Origin of the sequence: Vibrio sinus (assembly GCF_023634645.1) — a bacterium.
GTDB classification, from domain to species: Bacteria; Pseudomonadota; Gammaproteobacteria; order Enterobacterales; family Vibrionaceae; genus Vibrio; species Vibrio sinus.
Window position 1 is genome coordinate 107,311 of sequence record NZ_JAMKMR010000001.1, and the last position, 22,743, is coordinate 130,053.

At 43.6% G+C, this 22,743-nt stretch carries 19 protein-coding genes and 2 tRNA genes; 14 read left to right on the plus strand and 7 right to left on the minus strand.

What is annotated here, in order from left to right; translation table 11 throughout:
• The first annotated feature begins 43 nt into the window (after nt 1–43).
• Nucleotides 44–1,552: a hypothetical protein gene (locus M9194_RS00430; protein ID WP_250610218.1), complete on the plus strand. Its 1,509-nt coding sequence runs from the start codon at nt 44–46 to the stop codon at nt 1,550–1,552.
• Between the two features lie 234 nt (nt 1,553–1,786).
• Here M9194_RS00430 and M9194_RS00435 read toward each other — a convergent pair.
• From M9194_RS00435 to M9194_RS00445, 3 genes are all read right to left on the minus strand, one after another.
• A tRNA-Gly gene (locus M9194_RS00435) sits at nt 1,787–1,861 on the minus strand.
• 28 nt (nt 1,862–1,889) lie between these two features.
• Nucleotides 1,890–1,964: transfer RNA gene (locus M9194_RS00440), tRNA-Gly, on the minus strand.
• A gap of 183 nt (nt 1,965–2,147) precedes the next feature.
• The gene (locus tag M9194_RS00445; RefSeq protein WP_250610220.1) at nt 2,148–4,148 is read right to left on the minus strand and encodes a HAMP domain-containing methyl-accepting chemotaxis protein; all 2,001 of its coding nucleotides are present in this window, start codon (nt 4,146–4,148) and stop codon (nt 2,148–2,150) included.
• Nucleotides 4,149–4,366: 218 nt separating this feature from the next.
• Between M9194_RS00445 and M9194_RS00450 the strand changes: the two genes are divergently transcribed.
• The 5 genes from M9194_RS00450 (at nt 4,367) to msrB (ending at nt 11,277) form a co-directional block, all read left to right on the plus strand.
• Nucleotides 4,367–5,992: a VRR-NUC domain-containing protein gene (locus M9194_RS00450; RefSeq protein ID WP_250610222.1), complete on the plus strand. Its 1,626-nt coding sequence runs from the start codon at nt 4,367–4,369 to the stop codon at nt 5,990–5,992.
• Nucleotides 5,993–6,003: 11 nt separating this feature from the next.
• Nucleotides 6,004–7,335, plus strand: a complete 1,332-nt coding sequence (gene dsdA, locus M9194_RS00455) for a D-serine ammonia-lyase (protein WP_250610224.1) — start codon at nt 6,004–6,006, stop codon at nt 7,333–7,335.
• Nucleotides 7,336–7,451: 116 nt separating this feature from the next.
• Complete coding sequence (locus M9194_RS00460; RefSeq protein ID WP_250610226.1) at nt 7,452–9,809, plus strand: fatty acid cis/trans isomerase; 2,358 nt, start codon at nt 7,452–7,454, stop codon at nt 9,807–9,809.
• Between the two features lie 42 nt (nt 9,810–9,851).
• Nucleotides 9,852–10,040 (plus strand): hypothetical protein, encoded by a 189-nt coding sequence (locus tag M9194_RS00465; protein WP_250610227.1) that lies wholly within the window; start codon nt 9,852–9,854, stop codon nt 10,038–10,040.
• 181 nt (nt 10,041–10,221) lie between these two features.
• Nucleotides 10,222–11,277 (plus strand): peptide-methionine (R)-S-oxide reductase MsrB, encoded by a 1,056-nt coding sequence (msrB, locus tag M9194_RS00470; RefSeq protein WP_250610770.1) that lies wholly within the window; start codon nt 10,222–10,224, stop codon nt 11,275–11,277.
• Nucleotides 11,278–11,338: 61 nt separating this feature from the next.
• Here msrB and folE read toward each other — a convergent pair whose 3' ends face one another.
• Nucleotides 11,339–11,992 (minus strand): GTP cyclohydrolase I FolE, encoded by a 654-nt coding sequence (gene folE, locus M9194_RS00475; protein WP_250610229.1) that lies wholly within the window; start codon nt 11,990–11,992, stop codon nt 11,339–11,341.
• 173 nt (nt 11,993–12,165) lie between these two features.
• Here folE and moeA point away from each other — a divergent pair, with 173 nt between their 5' ends.
• From moeA to M9194_RS00490, 3 genes are all read left to right on the plus strand, one after another.
• On the plus strand, nt 12,166–13,401 hold the full coding sequence (gene moeA, locus M9194_RS00480) for a molybdopterin molybdotransferase MoeA (protein ID WP_250610231.1): 1,236 nt from the start codon (nt 12,166–12,168) through the stop codon (nt 13,399–13,401).
• A gap of 13 nt (nt 13,402–13,414) precedes the next feature.
• Nucleotides 13,415–14,167, plus strand: a complete 753-nt coding sequence (gene moeB, locus M9194_RS00485) for a molybdopterin-synthase adenylyltransferase MoeB (protein WP_250610233.1) — start codon at nt 13,415–13,417, stop codon at nt 14,165–14,167.
• A gap of 136 nt (nt 14,168–14,303) precedes the next feature.
• Nucleotides 14,304–15,134: a sulfurtransferase gene (locus M9194_RS00490; RefSeq protein ID WP_250610235.1), complete on the plus strand. Its 831-nt coding sequence runs from the start codon at nt 14,304–14,306 to the stop codon at nt 15,132–15,134.
• Nucleotides 15,135–15,213: 79 nt separating this feature from the next.
• Here M9194_RS00490 and M9194_RS21645 read toward each other — a convergent pair whose 3' ends face one another.
• Nucleotides 15,214–15,348, minus strand: a complete 135-nt coding sequence (locus tag M9194_RS21645) for a hypothetical protein (protein ID WP_284676472.1) — start codon at nt 15,346–15,348, stop codon at nt 15,214–15,216.
• 319 nt (nt 15,349–15,667) lie between these two features.
• On the opposite strand from M9194_RS21645, the gene M9194_RS00495 reads away from it, so the two are divergent.
• Nucleotides 15,668–16,303 (plus strand): SGNH/GDSL hydrolase family protein, encoded by a 636-nt coding sequence (locus M9194_RS00495; protein ID WP_250610237.1) that lies wholly within the window; start codon nt 15,668–15,670, stop codon nt 16,301–16,303.
• On the opposite strand, the gene M9194_RS00500 is transcribed toward M9194_RS00495, so the two are convergent.
• Nucleotides 16,300–16,653, minus strand: a complete 354-nt coding sequence (locus M9194_RS00500; protein WP_250610239.1) for a hypothetical protein — start codon at nt 16,651–16,653, stop codon at nt 16,300–16,302. The two genes, M9194_RS00495 and M9194_RS00500, sit on opposite strands and share 4 nt — an antisense overlap.
• Nucleotides 16,654–17,332: 679 nt before the next feature.
• On the opposite strand from M9194_RS00500, the gene M9194_RS00505 reads away from it, so the two are divergent.
• The 4 genes from M9194_RS00505 to M9194_RS00520 all read left to right on the plus strand — a co-directional run bounded on the left by M9194_RS00505 (nt 17,333) and on the right by M9194_RS00520 (nt 21,617).
• Complete coding sequence (locus M9194_RS00505) at nt 17,333–17,875, plus strand: spore coat protein U domain-containing protein (RefSeq protein WP_250610240.1); 543 nt, start codon at nt 17,333–17,335, stop codon at nt 17,873–17,875.
• 139 nt (nt 17,876–18,014) lie between these two features.
• Entirely contained in the window at nt 18,015–18,683 is a 669-nt protein-coding gene (locus tag M9194_RS00510) for a fimbrial biogenesis chaperone (RefSeq protein ID WP_250610242.1), read from the plus strand.
• Nucleotides 18,684–18,694: 11 nt separating this feature from the next.
• Complete coding sequence (locus M9194_RS00515; RefSeq protein ID WP_250610244.1) at nt 18,695–19,198, plus strand: hypothetical protein; 504 nt, start codon at nt 18,695–18,697, stop codon at nt 19,196–19,198.
• Nucleotides 19,199–19,202: 4 nt separating this feature from the next.
• The gene (locus tag M9194_RS00520) at nt 19,203–21,617 is read left to right on the plus strand and encodes a fimbria/pilus outer membrane usher protein (protein ID WP_250610246.1); all 2,415 of its coding nucleotides are present in this window, start codon (nt 19,203–19,205) and stop codon (nt 21,615–21,617) included.
• 10 nt (nt 21,618–21,627) lie between these two features.
• On the opposite strand, the gene M9194_RS00525 is transcribed toward M9194_RS00520, so the two are convergent.
• Nucleotides 21,628–22,539, minus strand: coding sequence for a LysR family transcriptional regulator (locus M9194_RS00525; protein ID WP_250610248.1), 912 nt, complete (start codon nt 22,537–22,539; stop codon nt 21,628–21,630).
• Between the last annotated feature and the right edge of the window lie 204 nt (nt 22,540–22,743).

A 22,743-nucleotide genomic window follows, 5' to 3' on the forward strand; every position in this document is an offset into this window, starting at 1 on the left:
TTCTTTGTGGCAAATTAACACACGAAAGAAGTTGAGGGACACTATGTTTAAAAGCCTACTTGGTACTCTTATTTACTCAGCATTGACGGTGACTGCCATCACAAACACAGCGATGGCAGGCCCTGTCAGTCATAAAAGCGAAGTAAAAAAAGCCATACCGCAAAAAAATGTCATTATTCACCATGTCACATTCCCATACCAAAGCACCCAAAAAGCGGATCTATTCAGCCTAGGGACCCCGTACGCCAACACTGTTATTGAGTCCAATTTAATCGCAGGTGTGATGTATGGGCACCTTCTAAAAGAGAAATACCCCGATATTCAGTTCGATAAAGACTACCTTTACGGAACACTCCTCGGCCAACTGCTCCAAGAATCTGGATTATCAAGCAATCAAATCAATACAAAATTTGATGCGGAAAAGCCCACTCAAGCTATCCACAATGAGCAAACTGTTAAGATATTGCTCTCCGGGGGACAAGGTGGCCCATATCAAATCAATGATTATGCTAAACGCCTTGGTGACACGAATGGCTCAGCACTTGGGTTGATCAATTACGATGCAGTGCGGACAACATTGGGCTATACGATTGCAGACCAAGATAGCGGCGTTCAAACTAGCCGCACAGGCCCTTCAGCGTTGGAAGATATTTACTTCGGCCCAATGGCAACGGCCTTCTATCACTTTAACGATGTAAACCGCATCACAAGCCTTGCCGATTCAGGCTGGTATAGCAGAAGTCAGTTGTGGAAAAACTGTTTCAATAATATCACCAGCGGTGACCTCTCCAGCATCACCAATGGATTGCGCCTCACAGACATCGTAATGAATGTCATCTACAACGCTGGTACGTATAGCGAACCACTCACCACTTACTTGAAAATCTGTGAATCAGAAGATCCTAATGAGTTGAAATACATTAATGACTACAGCCTTAACCCGACTCAATATAGACAAAAAATAGGCTCTAAAGGCTCCAGTGGTGCGACGTATTACCGATACACCCGCCAAGTGTCATTTTATTTGGACCAACTCTACGGTAAGGACATGAGTCAGTATGGGGTAGATGTCACTAACGATGTGCACTTTACCGCTGGAAACCTTGAGCAGGTATTTGTAAGAGCAATTGACCAACTGTCTTACATGAATAAATCCGACGCCAAACTTACTCTAATCACTAAGCAGCAGGCTACCAGCGCCTTTGAAAATGCACAAAGCTCATTGGGATACTCCGCTAATAGTGTATTTAAGCTGAACGATGCCAATAGTCGATCAAACATGTTTGCTTTAATTAATGCTGCGCTGAGCAACGTCGAGTCTTCGACTAAAACGAGGTTTAGTGCCTTTACTAATTCGCAACCTACCCCACCACCTTCAAACGTCCCAAAATACTCTAACGGGACTCACTACAATAAGGGCGACTATGTTTGGGTCGGCAGTAAGAGTCATGTTTATCAATGCAAACAACCAGCTTGGTGTTCATTCAAAGGCAGTGCCTATTCCCTACCTAATGGAAATGGGTGGCAAGGGGCTTGGGTGAAACTCTCTTAGAGCTATTGTTGATCATGGCTTGGTCCTAAAGTTTTAGGCCTAGCCATGATCTGACTTTCCAACAATGATGACGCTCACCTGAACTCATTAAATAAGCCTTTATAGGAAGTCTCATTGACCAGTGTTGCTATGGTATTTAGGCGTGCGTTATATGCTTCACTAAACAAACGGATATGTAGCGAAAGTAGGCTGTGTAAAACAATTCGAACTAAAAATATTGGATTTTGAGAAACTTGGAGCGTGCAGCGGGAATCGAACCCGCATCATCAGCTTGGAAGGCTGAGGTAATAGCCATTATACGATGCACGCATAGAGATGTGGTTATCAAGAGAGAAACTGGAGCGTGCAGCGGGAATCGAACCCGCATCATCAGCTTGGAAGGCTGAGGTAATAGCCATTATACGATGCACGCATCTCGTCCTGATGGGGTTACTATGCCACATCCTTATGAAAAGAAAACCCTTTTCGCGAAAATTTCGTTTGAGTGCTTAGTTTTGAATCAAGTTGCTAAGATTTTGTACAGGATACCGCACATCTCTTGGTTTGCATCTCGCTCAATCACCAAATTGCCTAAAAGCGTGAGTTGAAGTGGGCGTTAACTTGTTTTGAACTGATCCATTTCTTTATTCAAGTCTACCACTTGGTCTCTTACCTGCTCCGTCGTTTGGTTGGAAGATTCACTAATGTGGGAGACGTCATTGACCGACTTGGTGACGCCTTCCATTAGGTGATTAATAGCCTGAATCGTACTTGATTGTTGTTCTGCGGCTGCGGCTAGATCATGCATTTGCGCGTTAAGAGAATCGATTTGATCTGTCGTTGCATGCAATTTCGTCACGGCTTGCTCAGTGTGCTCAGATCCTTCTACGGCCAATATTTTACTGGCATCGATTTCGTGTACCACTGAAGAAGTCGACGTTTGGATAGCGTGCACAATAGCATTGATCTCAGAGGTAGACTCCGTCGTCCTTGTCGCCAACAAGCGAACTTCATCCGCCACCACAGCAAAGCCACGTCCATATTCTCCCGCACGTGCCGCTTCAATGGCAGCATTTAACGCCAGTAAATTGGTTTGCTCAGCCAAACCTTCAATCACTTCAGTAACCCGACCTATGGAGTCGGTTTCTTTACTTAAATGGGTTACTTTCTGGCTTGCTTCTTCAATGGTGGCGTGAAGCTTTTCAACTGTACTTTTGTTGAGGTCGAGCGCTTTAGAGCCTTGAGTAATTTGGTCATTTGATACCGTCAGTGCTTCGAGAGAGCGTTGCGCATGCTGAGATGTCGTTTCAGCAGACGTTGATACATCATGCAGTTCTTGACCAATTTGGTCGATGTTGGTTCTTTGCATGGATATCTGCGCCAGTGTCTTTTCGTTGGCTTGGAGTAAATTGCTCATACTTGCATCCACTTGATGCGCTTTGCTCGTCACTCCCTGAACAATATCCGACAACGACTGGTTCATGCGATTAATCGCGTCGGTTAAACTGGCAAGTTCATCCTTCCCTTCCACTTCAAGTGCTTTTTGTGAAATATCACCAGCCGCAATAATTTGTGCTCGTTTAGAAATGCTTTTAACTCTGCGGCCGATGTTTCGGCCCATAAAAGTAGAAATCGCCAGCGCTGCGACCACCGAAAGAATGCTGGTAAAAATCAATGAGGTGATGAGTTGGCTCACCGAGTTGTAAATCCCTTTGCCGCTGGCGTCGGCTTTTGCTTGTTGCTCCTTAACCAGTTTTTCTAAGCTATCTTCTAGCGCCAACGCAGCAGGTATTAACTCGTTCGCCATTTTCTCGTTGGCGACATTCCAACTGCTCGATTTTCTTAGTTCGACCACTTGCTTAGCTAAAGGCAAGTACAGTTGCTGCATATCTTTAAATAAAGACCATAAGCTTTGCCCAGTGCTGGATAACAGCTCTGACTTTCGCTCAATCTCAGCCACAGACTTGTCGTGTGATTTCATAAAGTCAGTGTATTTATCGATATGTTCGTCGTTACCGTAAATCAGAAAATCTCGCATCGACGCCAACGCGTTGGCCAAAGAGTTATAGCTATCGGCATACAGCTTAAAGAGCCGTTTCCGGTCCCCTCCGTCTCTATTTGAGGATTCGTCATTAATCAAGCTTTGTAGCTGGTCGAGTGCTACCTCAGCTATCGGAGCCGCTTCGTTAATGAAAAGTGCGTGCGCTGGCAGGTTTTCTTCTCCGTGACCCAGTTTTGCAATTTCTTGAACCAAGGCTTTCACTTTCTGCCACTGCTGACTGATGGTATCGAATTCGGCTTGTGGTATAAGATTCTCGAAGGTGGGAATTAACTCATCGGTTCTTGCGACGATCACTTCTAGATCGGCGAGCTGCTTTTCTCCTACGGAGCTATCTCCACCTAACAACATATAAGCGCGCAACGAAGAAATGGTCTCTTGGATAGATTGTTGTAGGGATCGACTCGCATCAACCGTTGGCAGATCGGTGTCGATCAATGAGTGGGTGTGGACTTCAACAACGGTAACGCTTCGGTAGGTGAAAAAGGCAGATATGATAAATAACAAGGCCAAAAATAGAAAACTCATCTGCAATTTGCCTGAAATAGACAGTCTCATCCCTGATGCTCCTTTAGAGTAACTCTTATTTAATATAGTTATAAATAGGTATCTATAAAATTATTGTTAACAATATCTCGGTTAAACTCAACTCATTAGGTTCGTTATATTGAAGCGGCAATATGCAATGACATATACAAAAGTAAAGCCTAACCCTTGAACCAGAGGCCATGCTCATTATTCTTAGTTCTCTAATAACCCAAGAGATCACCCAGCAGATGCCAGACCCAATTGCCCTGCCCCAGCGATACTATCTCGCTAACTTTAAAAAGCTGTGTGAGCATGCTAACACTCAGTACGCGGATTTACTCAACGAACAAGAGGCAGCATGGCTTAAAAGCTTCGCCACACTTGATGTTGAAAGCCAATGTTTGCTTGTCCGGCTTCTGACGCGAAAAGGGGGCTGGTTTCGTTCAGACAAACTGGTTTATTCAGAAATTCCTCATATTGAAGATGCGCTGAACACTTTGCAAAACGTGCAATTTATCCAAATTAATCCCAGCATCTCCAACCAGCATCTGGCTCAACACCTATTAACTAAACCTGAAATAATAAAAGTATTTGATCTCGGTGTCGGTGCTAAAGCAATGCGGAAACAAGAACTTGTCGAGCTACTAGAAGACACGCCTTTTCGCGCTTTTAAGCGCCTTACCTTTCAAGTGATTCAGTTGGTCAACGAAATGATACTGGCAGTGCTACAAGTTCTATTCTTCGCAAATACCTATCAGGATTTGAGTCAGTTTGTCCTGCAAGACTTGGGGTTAAACCGTTTTGAGCATTACTCACTAAGTAAAGTGACACGTTTTTTCCGCACACGAGAAGAAATTAACCATTTAATCTCGATTGATAAGATAAGAAAAAGCTATGTAGAGCTCGATAGAGCAAGCCAAGCTGCACAACTCGATGATCATCTTAACCGCATTCCTGCCAATTGCGGAAACGACTACGTCGATGAGAAAAGGCAAAAGCTCATTAACCATCTCGCTCGAGATTTAGAACGACAGAAAAGCGTCACTCAAGCCATAGAGTGGTTTGCTAAAACAACGCTTCCGCCTAGCCGTGAAAGGCGAGCCCGTATGTATCATACACTTGGTGAGTATACGTTAGAAAAGAAACTGATAAACGATATGTTACTCTCGCCAATTGACATTAACGAAAAAGAAGTGGCACTACGTCTTGAGCACAAGCGGTTACGCCGGGAAGGTCAAAGCATCATTTCCCGCCAACCACTTGATGTTAAAGAATTTACGGTCGACTTAGATTTAACGCAAACCAAGGTTGAAATAGCGGTACAACATCATTTGCAAGACTTGGGCTGGCGCGTGTATTACGCTGAAAACAGCTTTCTCAACGGCCTGTTTGGCCTTGCTTTTTGGCCTGCTATCTTTGCTTCGATTGATGGCGCGTTTATCAACGCTTTTCAGCGTATGCCTAAGGATATGTTTAGCCCCCTCTTTATAGAAAAACGACGTTCAATCATCGAGTCAATATTCGATGAATTAAAAGCGCATGGGCTTAGCTCTTTAATGGCCACATTTAACGAGAAGCAAGGAATCGAAAACCCCTTTGTCTACTGGCCAACAATGACGAAATCACTATTAGAACAAGCGATTAGCATCATTCCCTTAAAGCATGTTATGGTGCTATTTGACATCTTATTGTCTGACTTACGCAATATGAAAACGGGTATGCCTGATTTAATTGCGTTTAAAGAAAATGAATATTGGTGGGTGGAAGTCAAAGGCCCAGGAGACAAGCTGCAAGACAACCAAAAACGATGGTTACATCACTTTAACCGACACCAGATCCCCTACTCTGTCTGCTACGTAAATCACAACAAATAAGGACAATCATCATGCCGTCAATCGATATGAAAGCGCTCTGCCAACGTTATCCTCTTATCCAAGATATGTGTGAATTACGCGAAGTGACTTGGTATAACCCAGAGATGACGAGCATGGAAGAGGGCCTCAAACACGTGGGCTTAGAGCAAGATCACGTCACAGACGCGAGTCAACGATTGAAGAGATTCGCCCCCTTCTTTCAACAGGCATTTCCTGAAACCCAAGCCAGTAAAGGGTTAGTGGAATCAGAGCTTGTTGAGATAGAGAGTATGAAGTCCAGGTTAGAACAACATTACCACGTCACCTTTCCAGGGCGACTACTCCTAAAAAAAGACAGCCACCTACCCATCTCTGGCTCGATTAAAGCACGCGGTGGAATATATGAAGTGCTTGTGTTGGCGGAAAAGCTTGCCATCGAACACGGCTTACTATCTCAAGATGATGACTACCAATTACTGCTGAGTGATGACTTCAAACAGTTTTTTAGTCGATTCACGATTGTTGTAGGCTCGACGGGGAACCTTGGCATGTCGATTGGCTTGATTGGTGCCAAGCTTGGTTTTGCCGTCACTGTTCATATGTCATCTGATGCTCGCAGTTGGAAGAAAAACAAGCTACGAAACTTAGGTGTTAACGTAGTTGAGCATCAGCAAGACTATAGTGTCGCGGTAGATAACGCCCGTGAGCAATCCATGGGCACTGAGAATTGCTATTTTATCGATGATGAAAACTCACAAAATTTATTCTTAGGTTACTCAGTCGCTGGCGAAAGGATTAAAGCACAGCTTGATGACATGCAAATCAAGGTTGATAAAGATCATCCCTTATTTGTCTACTTACCCTGTGGTGTCGGTGGCGCACCCGGTGGCGTTACCTTTGGTTTAAAGCTTGCCTTTGGCGACAATGTTCACTGCATTTTTGCAGAGCCTACCCACTCACCCTGTATGTTGTTAGGTGTAATGACTGGATTACACGACCAAATATCCGTGCAAGATATCGGCTTAGACAATAAAACAGCCGCTGACGGCTTAGCAGTTGGGCGACCTTCAGGGTTTGTCGGAAAAGCCATGGAAAGACTCATTTCTGGCTATTACACCGTCAGTGATGAACGACTCTTCCAGCTACTCAAATTGCTTGCGGAAAGTGAAGGTATATGCCTTGAACCTTCTGCATTGGCAGGCATGTTAGGCCCCATTGAATTAGTTACCAATGATCAATATCTTACTCGTCAAAACTTGTCTTCAACTCAACTCAACAATGCCACTCACATTGTTTGGGCAACCGGTGGTGGATTAGTGCCAGAAAATGAGATGAAACAGTTTTTGGCGCAAGGACATATTTAAGGAGCCTCATATACCTCACAATGTCTCCTTTTTGTCCGTACTTTTTACGCTAGAAGCATTTATAATCATGTAATCAATTATTGAACTTGATTATGGATTAGAGTTTCTTTGCGACTATGAAGGTACGGACACTGTATTTGCTCATTGGATTGAGTATCTTGTCAGGCTGCGCGACGTATGCCTCCTACAATTATGATGAGCTATTTGGGAAACAAGAAGTTAGAGATCGAACTGCTAAACTTGGTAGTGTTGAAGCTGATTTCTATTTAGACGAAGTCAAGCCCATTATTGATAACCGATGTGTGGTTTGCCATGCCTGTTATGATGCGCCGTGCCAACTAAAGCTCTCCTCTGTCGCAGGCACTGATCGTGGTGGCACGAAACAACTCGTCTATGACGGCACACGCTTGACAGCGGCCACCCCAACTCGCCTATTTGAAGATGCGCAAATAACCCAGCAGTGGCGTGAAATGGACTTTCACCCAATATTGAACGAGCGTACGCAAACTCCTGAAGCAAATTGGCAAGCAGGTTTAATGGCGCGCCTTTTAGAGCTCAAAGAAAAACACCCTCAACCACAAGTCAACCAACTAAAAGGCTTTGATTTCTCTATTGACCGCGATCAGGTTTGCCCAAGTATTGAAGAATTTTCCTACTACGAAAAGCGTTTCCCGACTTGGGGAATGCCGTTTGGAATGCCAAATCTTGAAAAAAAAGAGCTCGATACATTAAAGATTTGGCTCAAAAGCAATGCGATGATGAACGAGCCTATCCCGCTGACCAAGCTAGAGCAGCAAAACGTCGATAAGTATGAGGCGTTTCTTAATCGAGACGATCTTAAAACTCAATTAATGGCGAGATACATTTTTGAGCATTTATTTTTGGCGCACCTATATTTTTCAGAAATAAGCGCGGAAAGACCACGCTTCTTTACGCTCGTTCGCTCTAAAACCCCACCTGGACAGCCGGTCGTTCGAATTCCAACTCGTCGTCCCTATGGCGATCCCGGCGTTAAACGTGTCTATTATCGGATTATCCCCGATCAGGAAACCATAGTAGATAAGACCCATATGCCGTTTGCGCTAAACAAAGAAAAGTTAGCCAAATGGAATAAGTGGTTCATTGACGCTGATTACACCGTTTCTGCCCTACCGAGCTATCAACCCGATGTCGCCGCCAACCCTATGACAGCATTTACTGAGCTTCCCATCACGGGCCGCTATCATTTTATGCTCGATAATGCGCAAAATACCATCATGGCCTTTATTAAAGGCCCAGTTTGCCGTGGGCAAATTGCGCTCAACGTCATTAGAGATCGTTTTTTTGTTTTCTTTTTTGACCCAGACAAAGCCAATGTGCCTGCGATAAACGATTTCTTTCGCTCTCAAGCAGACAATTTGAAACTGCCAGGCGAATTGCAAAGCAACGCCTTACCCATTACGAGCTGGGTCAAGTTTTCTCGTCAACAAGCTCGGTTCTTGGAAGCCAAATCCGAGTTCCTAAATACTTGGTTTAAAAATGGCGCACATTTAACCACAGACATCATATGGGATGGAGATGGCGTCAACCCTAATGCCGCACTAACCGTGTTCCGCCACTTTGATAGTGCATCCGTGGTTAGGGGCATGGTTGGTGGCCCAACGGAAACCGCTTGGATCTTAGATTATGAGTTAATTGAGCGGATTCATTACCTTCTTGTGGCCGATTTTGATGTCTATGGGAATTTCGGCCATCAGCTGATCACACGCATGTTTATGGATTTTCTGCGTATGGAAGGAGAAATGAACTTTCTTCACTTCCTCCCAGCGGACTCCCGGCACAAGCAGATGTCGCTTTGGTACAAAAATCAAAGTATACAGCTCAGCACCTTTTTACAACGCAATGTCGAGCCATTTAGCCAACCAACACAGATTCAATACAAAACCGACGATCCAAAGCTAGAGCTTTACCAAATGCTTCGTGAGAAACTGGCTCCCGTCCTGAGCAATCGTTATGACATCGTGGACACAGGATTTACAGCGCAAAACGAACAAACACTTAACGAAATAAACCAGCTCACTGGACGCGGGCTGATCTACGTGCCACAGATTGTGATGATGATGATTGAATCCAACTCAGGGGAAAAACAAGCATTTACGCTATTGCACAATAACGCTCACCTCAATGTATCCAGTTTGTTCGATGAAGCAAAGAACCGAGACCCAGATCATGACAGTCTAACCCTAGTCCGGGGTGTGATGGGTAGCTATCCGGCCATCTTTCTTTCTCTCAAAGAAAATGAAATTCCAGAGCTGGTAAAAATGTTTAAAAACATTAAAAGTAACGACGATTGCATTAAGTTATTGGATCGGTTTGCAATCCGTCGTACCTCACCCGAATTTTGGTCTTTTAGCGACCAAATTCACCAATGGTATCGTCAGGATCAACCTATCGAATTTGGCCTATTAGACTATAATCGTTTTGAGAACAGGTAAAAATTTTCCACTTCATGTCTGCATAGACTTTGGAGGCTTGCTATGGATATTAGAGATAGCATTGAGGCCTTGGAGCAAGAGATCTATGTTGCTTGTTCGGAAGGGGATTATGACGCTGTAGATATGCTGGAACACCAGCTCGAATATTTAAGAGACAGGGCCGATCACCCCTTTGACAATGACATTTACTCTATAGAAGGTAGACCATTTTTAGAGAGTGAAGAATGGTAATACTCAATCCACCTGACAATGGTCAGGTGGATTTTCTTACCTGAAATTTATTCACCATTTCCCCTTTCTTATATGGAAACAATAGAACACGGTAATGGTTATGATGAATAGAACTGTGAAAACACGAATTGGTATCGCACTGGTGTCATTACTTGGGTTATACCATGCGTCTGCTTCAGCAATGACAGAAGCACAAGCGAAGGAGCAAGGATATCAAATCGCCACACTTGCAGGAGGCTGTTTTTGGTGTACTGAATCTGATCTAGAAAAGCAGCCCGGCGTTGTCGAAGTGATATCGGGATACTCAGGCGGCAGCAAACAAAACCCGTCTTATAAAGAAGTGGCGTCTGGCAAAACCAAGTACATCGAAACCATCAATGTTTACTACAATCCAAGTGATGTCTCTTATGAGCAAATATTGGATCAGTTTTTCCGCCACATCGACCCAACGGACGACAAAGGTTCATTTGGCGACCGCGGTCCTCAGTATCGACCCGCTATTTTTTATCGTGATGATCAGCAAAAACAAATCGCTGAAAGCTTCATCAAAGAGATAGACATGCTAGGCATTTACAAAAAACCACTGAAAACCGAATTGATCGAGTTTAAAAAGTTTTGGCCCGCAGAAAACTATCATCAAGACTACTACAAGAAAAGCAAAATCCGCTACAGTTACTACCGCTATGCCTCGGGCCGCGATCAGTATTTAAATGATATTTTCGGCTCGGACAGACAAGATAACCCAGTGACACTTCGCGAGCTCATCAACGAAAAAAAGTTAGTCACTGATGCCAAGCCCTATTCAAAACCCTCTGAAAGCGAGATCAAAGACAGGCTGACAAAAATTCAGTACTACGTCACCCAAGAAGACGGCACTGAGCGCGCGTTTCAAAATGAATATTGGGACAATAAAGCTGAAGGCATTTATGTGGATATCGTAACGGGAGAGCCGCTGTTTTCGTCAAAAGACAAATTCAAGTCTGGTACAGGTTGGCCAAGTTTCACCAAGCCAATCAATCCTGCTTATGTCACCACCAAAACCGACTACAAATTGCTCTACCCTCGTACCGAAGTACGTAGCCGCTATGGCGATTCTCACTTAGGCCATGTATTCAAGGACGGGCCAGCACCTACAGGACTAAGATACTGCGTCAACTCGGCATCGATGCGGTTTATTCCAAAGGATAAAATGGAAAAAGAAGGCTATGGAGAGTATTTGGTGATTTTTGATGGCTAGTCCTCAAAGGCTAACCATGAAAATCAAAGAGCCCAGAGATGGGCTCTTTTCAATTGGGGGGTTATCTTAGACCGTGAAAGAACTCGGCACGGGTGGCGGAGTTGGATTTAAATATCCCACCAAGCGCGGTCGTGGTTGTTTCACTAGTTGCGTCCATCACGCCACGAGATTTAACGCAATAATGCGTTGCATCAATGGTTACAGCCACATCATCGGATTCCAATAAAGTCTGCAACGCTACCAAGATCTGCTCAGTCATTCTTTCTTGAACTTGCGGTCTTTGAGCGAAGAAGCGAACAATACGATTGATTTTTGATAAGCCAATAATCTTCCCTCTTGGGATATAAGCGACCGCGGCTTTTCCATCAATTGTGACCAAATGGTGCTCACAAGTGCTCGTCACTGTAATGTCTTTCACACGCACCATTTCGTTCACTTTCATTTTGTTTTCAATGACGGTGATTTTTGGGAAATGTTGGTAATCCAAACCAGAGAAAATCTCATCAACGAACATCTTCGCAACACGATTAGGGGTGTCTTGCAGGCTATCGTCGGTCAAGTCTAGTCCAAGTAAAGAAAGCACTTCACGCATATGATGCTGGATCTTTTCTTTTTTCTCATCCGATGAATAGTTACTTGGGACCATCGGTGTTTCCAATCCACTGCGTTCTAACGCTGCTTTAACTAACTTCGCTGACTCACTTAAGGCCGACATGGATTCCTCTGCTCAATTGTTCGTCTCATTCAGGGGTGACAAGGATACTCGCATTTTTGATATATTACATCCTTATTTTAACGGTATCGGTACAATTTTATTGATGGGCAATTCGATATCGTAGAATCTATGCTAAAGTCGAGCTAACTAAATCATAGCAATAGGATTTCTACATGAGCGGCTGCGATGCTCCAAACTTGATGTTAATTGAAGATGCACTCCAACACATGCTTGCAACAGTCCAACCTGTCGAACAAGTACTCCATCTCAAACTTCAAGATTCTATAGGTTTTGTATTAGCAGAAGACTTGCTTTCTCCTATTAACGTTCCGCCATTTGCTAACTCTGCCATGGACGGATACGCCATACGCTTGTCGGATTTGAAACAATCCACCACCCTTCCTTTAGCTGGAAAATCGTTTGCCGGAGAACCCTTTGACGGGGAATGGCCGGTAGGTAGCTGCATTCGAATTATGACGGGGGCAAAAATCCCGTCAGGATGCGACGCCGTGATAATGCAAGAAAATACGCAATCCAACGATGAAGGTGTTACCTTCACTCAAACCGAGGTTCGAGCGAACCAAAACATCCGTCCAATTGGTGACGACATAAAACAGCACGATTTAGTATTGAGCAAAGGCTCACGGCTAACTGCTCGCGACGTCCCCATGATCGCCACACTGGGTATCAGCCATGTCAACGTGTATCGTAAACCTAAAGTCGCCTTTTTCTCAACTGGCGACGAGCTCAAACCGCTTGGTCAACCACTACAAGACGGACAAATCTATGACAGCAATCGATATGGCATCAAGCCACTGATTGAAAAATTCGGCTGTGAGGCCATCGACCTAGGTATCATCCCCGACTGTCCTGAAACCTTAAAGTCCGCGTTTCAAAAAGCGCAAGCCGAAGCGGATGTGGTGGTCACATCAGGTGGAGTGAGCGTAGGAGAAGCCGATTACACGAAAGATATCTTAGACGAGATTGGCGAAATCGGATTTTGGAAGTTAGCGATAAAGCCCGGCAAACCTTTCGCCTTTGGCAAGCTCTCTGATGCGTTATTTTGTGGCCTGCCTGGTAACCCTGTCTCTGCCTTCATTACGCTTTATGTATTGGTGCAACCTTTGCTCGCCAAGTTATCTGGCCACAGTCAGTGGCAAGCCGAGCCAATGATTCCCGCAGTGACTAAGCAAGGGTTTCGCAAATCGCCCGGACGAACCGACTATCAAAGAGGCGTGTACTCCATTGAAAATGGTCAATTTACTGTTGAATCCACAGGTAATCAAAGTTCTGGAGCCTTCCGCTCGATGAGCTTAGCCAATTGTTTTGTCGTGTTAGAAAAAGACCGTGGTCATGTCCAAGCTGGTGATACGGTACAGATACAATTATTCAATAGCGCCCTATATTAGGTAGGAGTTCAATGTGAGCCAGTTAACGGATGTAGAGATGCTACGCTATAATCGGCAGATCACTCTTCAAGGGTTTGATTTTGAAGGCCAAGAAGCGCTAAAGCGAGCAAAAGTCTTAATCATTGGCGCTGGCGGATTAGGCTGCGCTGCCAGCCAATACCTTGCAGTGGCAGGAGTAGGAAATATCACCTTAGTCGATGACGATGTGGTTGAACACTCCAATTTACAACGCCAGATATTACATACTGATAACGATATCAATCGACCTAAGGTCGAGTCTGCATCGGAAGCCTTGCTTGCACTGAACCCACATATCGCTGTTACTGCTATTGCCAAGAGATTAAACGATAACACTCTTGAAGATTTAATCAGTAAAAGCGATGTGGTTGTCGATGCTTCAGATAATGTAGAAACCCGCAATCAGCTTAACCGCCTTTGCTATGCGGCTAAAACGCCGTTAGTCTCAGGGGCTGCCATTCGGATGGAAGGGCAAGTCAGTGTGTTCACTTACCAAGACTCTGACCAACCATGCTATCAGTGTTTAAGCTCACTATTTGGCGAGCAAAGCCTGAGCTGTGTTGAAGCAGGTGTAATGGCCCCATTGGTCGGTATCATAGGTGGCGTTCAAGCGATGGAGACCATCAAGCTGCTGTCGAACTACGGTCAGGCTATGCAAGGAAAAGTTCTATTGCTTGATGCCCTCTCAATGTCATGGAGAGAAATGATGCTTTCGAAGTTAGCCAGTTGCCCTGTTTGTGGTGAATGAGTAAGTTGGATAGCCATCGACAACATAAAATTCAGTGCGTTATCTTGTTGTTTTCTCCTTATTTTATGATAGAGTGACTCGCGCATATTTGGATCGCTTTGTTTTCTAACACATTAATAGGCATAAGGAATACACCATGGGGCCGTTAATCAGCGCGCAGTGGCTTAATGAACACCTTTCAGACGATAACCTAATTCTGCTTGATGCGAGTATCGACTTTCAAATACCTGCCGAGCCTGAAAAAGACAAAGTTAACCTTATTCCTAATACGCTTCGTTTTGACTACGATAAAGTGTTTTGCGACCCAGATAGTCCACTACCGCATATGATGCCAAGTGAAGAGCGGTTTAATCATCTTGCTCAGCAACTTGGGATCAATCAAGACTCTACAATTGTGGTCTATGACAACAGTGGTACGTTTGCTTCACCTCGAGCGTGGTGGATGTTCAGGGCAATGGGGCATGAGCAAGTGTATGTGTTAGATGGTGGTCTCACTGAGTGGAAGCAACACGAGTTTGCTTTAACTCAAGACTATCAAAAGGCCAATCGAATCGGTGACTTCAACGGCAAGTTAAGCCCTAGCCATTTTCTTTCTGCGCAAGAGGTTGAGCAACAAATTGCCAACCAAGAAAGCTTAACCATTGATGCTCGTTCTAAAGCTAGATTTTCAGGTCAGACGCCTGAGCCACGACAAGGCGTTCGCAGCGGACACATTCCCAATGCAGTATGCCTTCCATTTGCAGAATTGATGTCTGCGCATATGTTCAAGTCTGCCCAAGACATTAGACAGGTTTTTGAAAATGTGGCTCCGGATACGAAGCAACAATATATCTTTTCCTGTGGCTCTGGTGTAACCGCTTGTATTCTCGCTCTTGCTGCTGAAGTATCAGGATTGAAAAATCTATCTGTTTATGATGGCTCTTGGACTGAGTGGGGACAACGCAACGATCTACCGTTAGAAGTTTAGAACAGAAAAAAGGTGACTGGCTATCCTGAGCAAGTCACCTTAAATGTCACACCGATATTTAATCAATTTTCCTTGAGCATTATTCATGGGGCTCTTCAAAAACTGCTGGAAGATCGGGGTCATCCTTGTCTAGAACAAATGTGCTGTCCCAGAGCTCATAGAAATGCTCGTGGTCACCGTGCATATTCTCTAGTTCTTCAGCATAATTTTTCATAGTCTCTTCCTATAGAACGTTTTTCCATCGTTTTTGCTGTGGATACTATTTGTACAAAATTCCCACAACAAATTTAGTGGTACTATGTTGAAATAGCAGTTTCAATTAGTTTGAGTGATTAATTTAAGAGACTGTGATTAAGCCAAACTTATAATGTAATTAAGATGTAACAACCATAGTACTGTTATATTAGTCTTCCAAAATCATTCCTATAACCAATTCATTTAAAACTATCGCCATTTAGCTGATTTAGTGATAAAAAAGGTCCATACCCACGATTCCTCTGGGGCTGAAGATCGACGTTAATTGGAGGTAGAAAATGAAATCCATATTGTGTTTCGGTGATTCATTAACTTGGGGTTACAACCCGAATAATGCACAGCGACATGACTATGAAACCCGCTGGCCCGGTGCAATGCAGCGTATACTAGGTGATCATTACCAAGTCATCGAAGCAGGACTCAATGGACGCACCACGATTCACGATGATCCTTATATCAACGGACAAATGCAGAACGGTGTCGCATACCTTCCTGTGTATCTCGAATCTAACCTTCCTTTGGATTTAGTCACCATCATGTTGGGTACCAATGATCTTAAGTCCAGATTCAACTGCACACCCAGCGATATTGCACAAGGTGTCGCCAGCTTAGTCAGAAAAGTGCTAACCAGCGGATGTGGGCCTAATGGCAGCGCACCAAAAGTTCTGCTCCTCTCCCCACCTCACCTTGGTTCAACTGAACATTTTATGGATGTTGTATTCGATGGAAAAGCAGAAGATTCTACCGAATTAGCCGATCATTACCAAACCGTCGCAGAGTTTTACAAGGTTGAATTCTTTGATACCGCATCCATTGTAAAGGCGGCGCACGGTGAAGGCGTTCACCTAGACGAACAAGCTAACTTAACCCTAGCCAGTGCACTGGCTGATAGAGTACAACGTATTTTGACCTAAGCCACCGATAACTGACTAGGTGACATTTGCATAAAGCTATCTGTACAGTCATCACCTGTCGTAGAGATGCCATCAACAATGCCCTGTTTACTATCAATCACCGTAGTGCAGTTGAGCTTATACCAGCCATATCGAAATGAACGGGACTGTGTTCTTTTATAAACCAGTTTTTGGGCACGTTTCCCTTCATCAATCCTCGCATCAGGCTCCCCTAGATATCGAAAAGTGACGGTTGTCGGACGGCCATACAAGTGGTCGAGTTGATGACGATATTGTTCACGTTGCTGATGATGATCTTGTTCAAATTGATAATACGTTGGCCCGGTATTCATCGTATCAGCGTAAGTCATCGTAGGTACTGTCAATGAGAAGGCGAACACTGATAAGAGAGTCGAACGATGCATCTTGAAGTGATTTGAGTATATATTAGGTTGTGATAATAATGCTGTAGCCAGTTAAAAATACTGTGTATAAATCGTCAATTATTTGTCAAATATACCCCTATATACAGCCCAAATACAACATGGCAATTTTTTATATTTCGTGTAACATTGCTTTATTCGAGCGTTTTTTGTGCGCTCAACACATTCTGATTTTATTATTTACTATACCGTTCTCTAAAACTGTGAAGTTCATCGATCAAACTTCGAACTAGATTTCATTCAAAACCGACTTAATGGTAACCCTATTAATTAAATATGGGTATATTAGCCACTAAAAACTTCTAAACTTAAGACATAAATTACTATCAATATATATTTATCTGATCATTCAATGATCACTTTTTACTTAAATATAATAATATTTGATCTAATTTTGATCAATTTTATAAATTAACAAATTCGTGTCAAATTAAACGGTTTTTATGGTCTTCTATGTTGTTGTTTTAATTAAAATTTAATTTACTTTCTATATTTTCACATGCTAGACTCAGCCCGCAAATATTGGTCAGCGTCATGATTAAATTATTTAATGATCAGACGTCAGTATTTGTAATAAATATAAAAAACAAATATGAGAGTTAATAAAATGAAAAAATCTACTAAGCTTGCACTAGGCATTGCGGCGGTATTGCCATTTGCTTCAGCAACTTCATTCGCAGCAACTGCTACTTCACTAGGTTCAACAACCAACACTGATTTAACAGTTAAAGCACACGTTGTTGCTAGCTGTCACCTAGACACTCCAACTGCTCTAGATTTCGGCGCAATCAATGCTGATACCAAGAACTCAGTAGACGGTCAAACTACTATCAGTGTAAACAACTGCTACACAGTTAATAACCAAAACCCTTCTCTATACATCGCTACTGGCGCAGGTTCAACTAACACGTACCAAATGACAGACAGCGCGGGCAACGTTATTAACTACGGCCTATTCTCTGATGCTAGCCACACTGCTTCAAAAGAGCTAACACCATACAATGCATCTGATGCAACTGGTAAAGTTATTCCAATCAGCAACGGCGTAGGTTCTGCTACTATCTACGGTCAAATCCCAGCGGGTCAAGACTTCAGCGGATTTGCTGGTCAGTCATTCAGCCAAACTGTTCACGTACAGGTTGAATTCTAATCTCGATTAGACTGACGCCTTTTTACTTAAGATTATTTAAGTAATATTAGGAACAACCCAATAAACTTAATAACTAGCGCCACTGCGGATTTAGGATATGTATACTAAGCCATTTAAAATAATTTCGTTTCTGTTTTCAATGTCTTTAATAGGACTACCCTTTTCCGCCAGTGCGCTAGAATTAGCGCCCACTTCATTAGAGTTTAATAACAGTACACCACTTAAAACTGTTCAGCTAATGAACGATACGGATAAAACCGTGACAATTCAAGCCAAAGCTTATGTATGGACGCTGGATAAAAATAAACAGATCTTAGTCCCGACGACGGATCTATTTCCTTCTCCTACGATATTTAAAATAGCGCCAAGTAAAGAGCAAACTATACGAATTGGTCTATTTGTTAAAAATACTGGCAACAAAGTTAAGACCTATCGTATCGATTTAAAAGAGCTGCCTACAAAAGACGATGAATCTCAGCATAAAAAGGTCAGCGATATTAAGATTCTTTACAATATTACATTCCCAGTTTTTTCTTACCCTGATACAAAAGTGGATAACGCTTGGCATTGGAATAAAGCCAAAGATTCTGTTCAGTTCACTAATACAGGTGGATATGTGCTCAGCCTTAGACAACTAAAATTTATTAACGCAAAAGGTAAGAGTCACAGTGAAACGCCCGTTCGGTACATACTTCCGAACCAAACGGTGAGCTTTCCAGTCGCAAAAGATTCGAACGTGACCGCGGTTGAACAGACGTTAAGCAACCTAATTACAACCAATAAAAGTAAAGTCACTTTGTATAAATAGATGTGATGAACATGTCGAAATTTCGCTCAATGTTACTCTTTTTCACGGCGGTACTATTGTTACCGCCGGGACTACATGCAGAAACTCTCGATTACGCTCCCCTCAAACTCTCTTGCCATGTTCAGATGAACGAACTCAATTTTGGCAATATCTACCGACCGGAAAAAGTAACCCGCGCAACCGCATTCAGAATTGTGTGCGCCGGTGAGCACCTAAGGGATGGTGTCATACATTATAAAATGTGGATTCCGACAAGAGGTAATGAGTCTATCTATCACCGTAGGCTGGGACGCGGGATGAATTTTGGTTTATATGCCGATCCGTATCATAGTGAAATCATCGGAGACCGACCATTTTCTGAAAATGACATAACGGGTCGGTTAGTGGTGAGAAATCATTACGGCTCTACAGGTTGGATACAAATATACGGGCTTCTTCACGTACGTAAATTTGGCCGGGTGAGCATTCCAACTAAACGTTTACGAGCAAACTTCAGGTTTCACTACGTAAATTAGTATCATGTTCACAGCCAAGGCCACATCCCGACATTGCCTCTTAAAGCAAGGTGTGTTGCTGTTTGCATTAACAGCAACCACTAGCGCGTTTGCCGATCAAACCACAATTCCTGCTATTTGTTTCCAGAATCAAGCCGACCCCATCATCTCAGCGGTCTATCTAAATGGAGAGGCTGGACAACTTTGGCCAGTCTGTCAGCAAGGCAATCAATTCTGGATACCAAAAAATTTCTTTACCGAACACGCCATCAAAAACTTTAAAGATTTGCAGACAACCACAAAATCAGGCGTCGATTTTGTTGTGATGAGCTCAAACTCCCGTGAGTTGCAATGGGACGATCAAACACAGGCGATAAAGCTGTTTTTACCAAGCTGGCGATTTCAACATACCCGCCTAAACCTCAAGTATGGGAGTGACAATGCGTCATCGATAGAGCCTAGCTCTGCTAACGGCGTATTTTTAAACTACAACTTAATAAGCTCTCTGATCAACCCTTCAAATTCGTATTCCACATCGGCTACGGGAGAAATTGGTGTTTTCACCAAAGATTCGGGTTATTTTAGTCAAACTGGGACCTATTCTCCTGACATAGCGAACAGTGAAGAACCGTCAGATGATCAAACCCCGCAATGGCTACGCTTGGACACTAACTGGAGAAGAGATTATCTTGACGACCTCACCACCTTGGAGATTGGCGACAGCACAACAACAGCAGCCCACTGGGGAGGAAGTGTTAACTTTGCAGGTATTAGTTACTACAAAAATTATTCGCTAAAACCTCAGCTGGATATCCGCTCATTACCCTTAATTACCGGACAAACGGATTTACCGCAAAACGTAAAACTCGATGTTAATGGGGTGCCAGTGGGTAACTATCAAGTTAACCCTGGTAGTTATCAATTTTATAATATACCTGTCTCAGATGGCTCTGGTACCATTACGGTGCAATCGACCAATAAAGATGGCAAAGTCACGACCTACAAAATCCCTTATTTCGCCAGCATAAACATACTAAGACCAGGCTTGTCTAGCTACGGATACCAGTTTGGTTCGCTGCGAGAAAATTACGGTATCGAAAGTTTCGACTATGGAAAGCTGTTCGGTGCAATAAACTATACCCATGGTGTTACACCTATATGGACTTATCAAGTTCACTCCAGCGTTCTCGCACAACAACAAACATTTGGCACCTCTCAATTCATTAAAGTTGGTGAAAACAGTGCCGTCACCACCGACGCAGCCATCAGTCAAAGAAATTCAACCATCGGAGGATTAGGCGCACTTGGCTATCAATTCCAATATCATGATGCATCGTTCACTGCTAACTATCAGATCACTAGCAAACACTTTACTCAGCTAGCCACAGCTGACACGGACTTTGATGATTTAGGGCAAGGCTATCAAGCGAGTGCAGGAATCAATATCCCTTTAACCAATTGGAGCACGTTCTCTGCAAGCGCCCTGTATGACCACTCTAGTGTCGAGACGATTCCTTCTTCGCACGTCTATACCGCGCAATTGTCTGCGAATGTCACACAGAATCTAAGTATTACAAGCAACTATCAAGCAAATTTCAGTGACGATCACCAATGGAGTATTGGACTCAATATCAACTATTTGTTTGGTACAGATAGTGAGGTCAGCACGTCGGTCGAGCAAGATCAAGATACGACCAATCAGTTCTTGTCCTTTATGACCAGCAACCAATTCTCTGATGGCAAGAGCCTGACGTCCAACATTAGTGTCAGCCACGATGTTAGCGAGTCCAGTAACCAGCTTTATGGTTCACTATTTTTAAGCGGGACTCAAACTGGTAACTACAGTGCCAATGTTTATCAGTATGGATCGCAAAGCCAAGTTTCATTGATGGCCAATGGTGGAATGCTCTGGATGGATAACCACTTCTTGCTCACGCCACCTATCTATTCAAGTTTTGCGCTAGTCGATACCTCGGGCTACTCAGGAATTGGGGTGAAACAAAATGGAGCGGTCATTGGCAAAACAAACTCAGACGGCTTGTTTGTTGTCCCTAACCTGGCCTCTTACATTCCCAATGACATCAGCCTATCGCAAGATATCCCTTTGGATTTAAAGGAGCTATCTGTAAATCAAGATGTCATGCCAACATACCGATCAGGCATAGATGTACACTTTGATGTTGAAAGAATCCATCAAATTCTCGTCAACGTTAAAAACGCGAAAGGCGATCCGCTTCCTGTCGGCACCTTAGTTTCTGTACAAAGTGGCTCAGAGACGCAACAACAAATCATCGGAGATGATGGGTTGTTATATCTATCAAGTGGAAGCCTTAATTTTCATGGAAAAGTCCTTGATGGGGATTTCCAAGGCAGCCACTTTGATATTCACTTAAAGCCGAGTAAAAGTGTTATTGTGAGAGCGAGCACCGTATATACGTAGCTCGGTCAAGTTACGTCAACAATACAGAGTTCGAAACAAGTCCTGACACCGCTAGCTGACTGCGTACAAACGGTGTCATAAAGTCAAAGAATGCGTTTACTCTAGCGCTTCTTCTCATATCAGGATGAGCGAGCAACCATAGGTCGCTGTCAAACTCATTCATTTTGTCATGTACACGTTGTAATTTGTCGCAATGTTCACCTAAATAGCAAGGTAATGCCGTCACTCCCAGCCCAGCGACCGCTAGCTCATACACCCCCATTAGCGAACTGGCGATCGTTCGGCTTGCATCTTGGTGCTTTAGCTTTATGGTCATTTTACTCATTGCTGATCGGCTGAGTTCATCGACAAGAGATACCCATCGATATTTATCAGGAGTTAAATTCCGCATCTCCTTGACATAGCCCTTACTGGCGTACGTCGCATAAGATAATGTCGCTAAGTTTCGCCCTACCCAATGCTCTGGGGGCATAAGCGTGGGCCTCAACGCGACATCGGCTTCTTTCTGCACTAAATCTAGTCGTCGTGAGCCTGTTAGTACGCGCAATTCAACACTCGGGTACTCTTCTTGGAAGGCAGAAAAAGCTTTGGAAAAGATATACAACAGAGAGTCCGTTGTTGTGACAACCAGTGTACCTTCTAGCCTTGAATCTTGACCACTCAGCTCACGCTGAATTCGATCAACACCTTCTCGAAGTGCAAGCGCTTGACGGAAAAACATCTCCCCTTCAGGCGTCATCATATAACCCGAACTTAAGCGCTCGAATAAGGTAATACCCAATTTGGTTTCAACGCCTTCAATACGCCGGAAAACGGTTGAATGGTTTACCCCAAGCGTTTTGGCCGCGCCAGAAAGCGTACCTGCCTCACACACAGCAAGTACAAATGGAATATCATTCCAATCCATACCCTGAGCTTTCATGTGTCAGCCTCTGGAAAGTGAGTCATTGGCAGCTTTTGAGACATGCATGATACCTATATCTAGACGTGCAGAAACCGCCATACGTGCACGAATGGTTACTGAAAAAAGGCAAACTTATCTAGATCTGGTATAGGCGGATCACCACAATCAAGATTGTCTTTCAATTCATATAAACAACCTTGTTTTCGGTGTATCCATGATTTA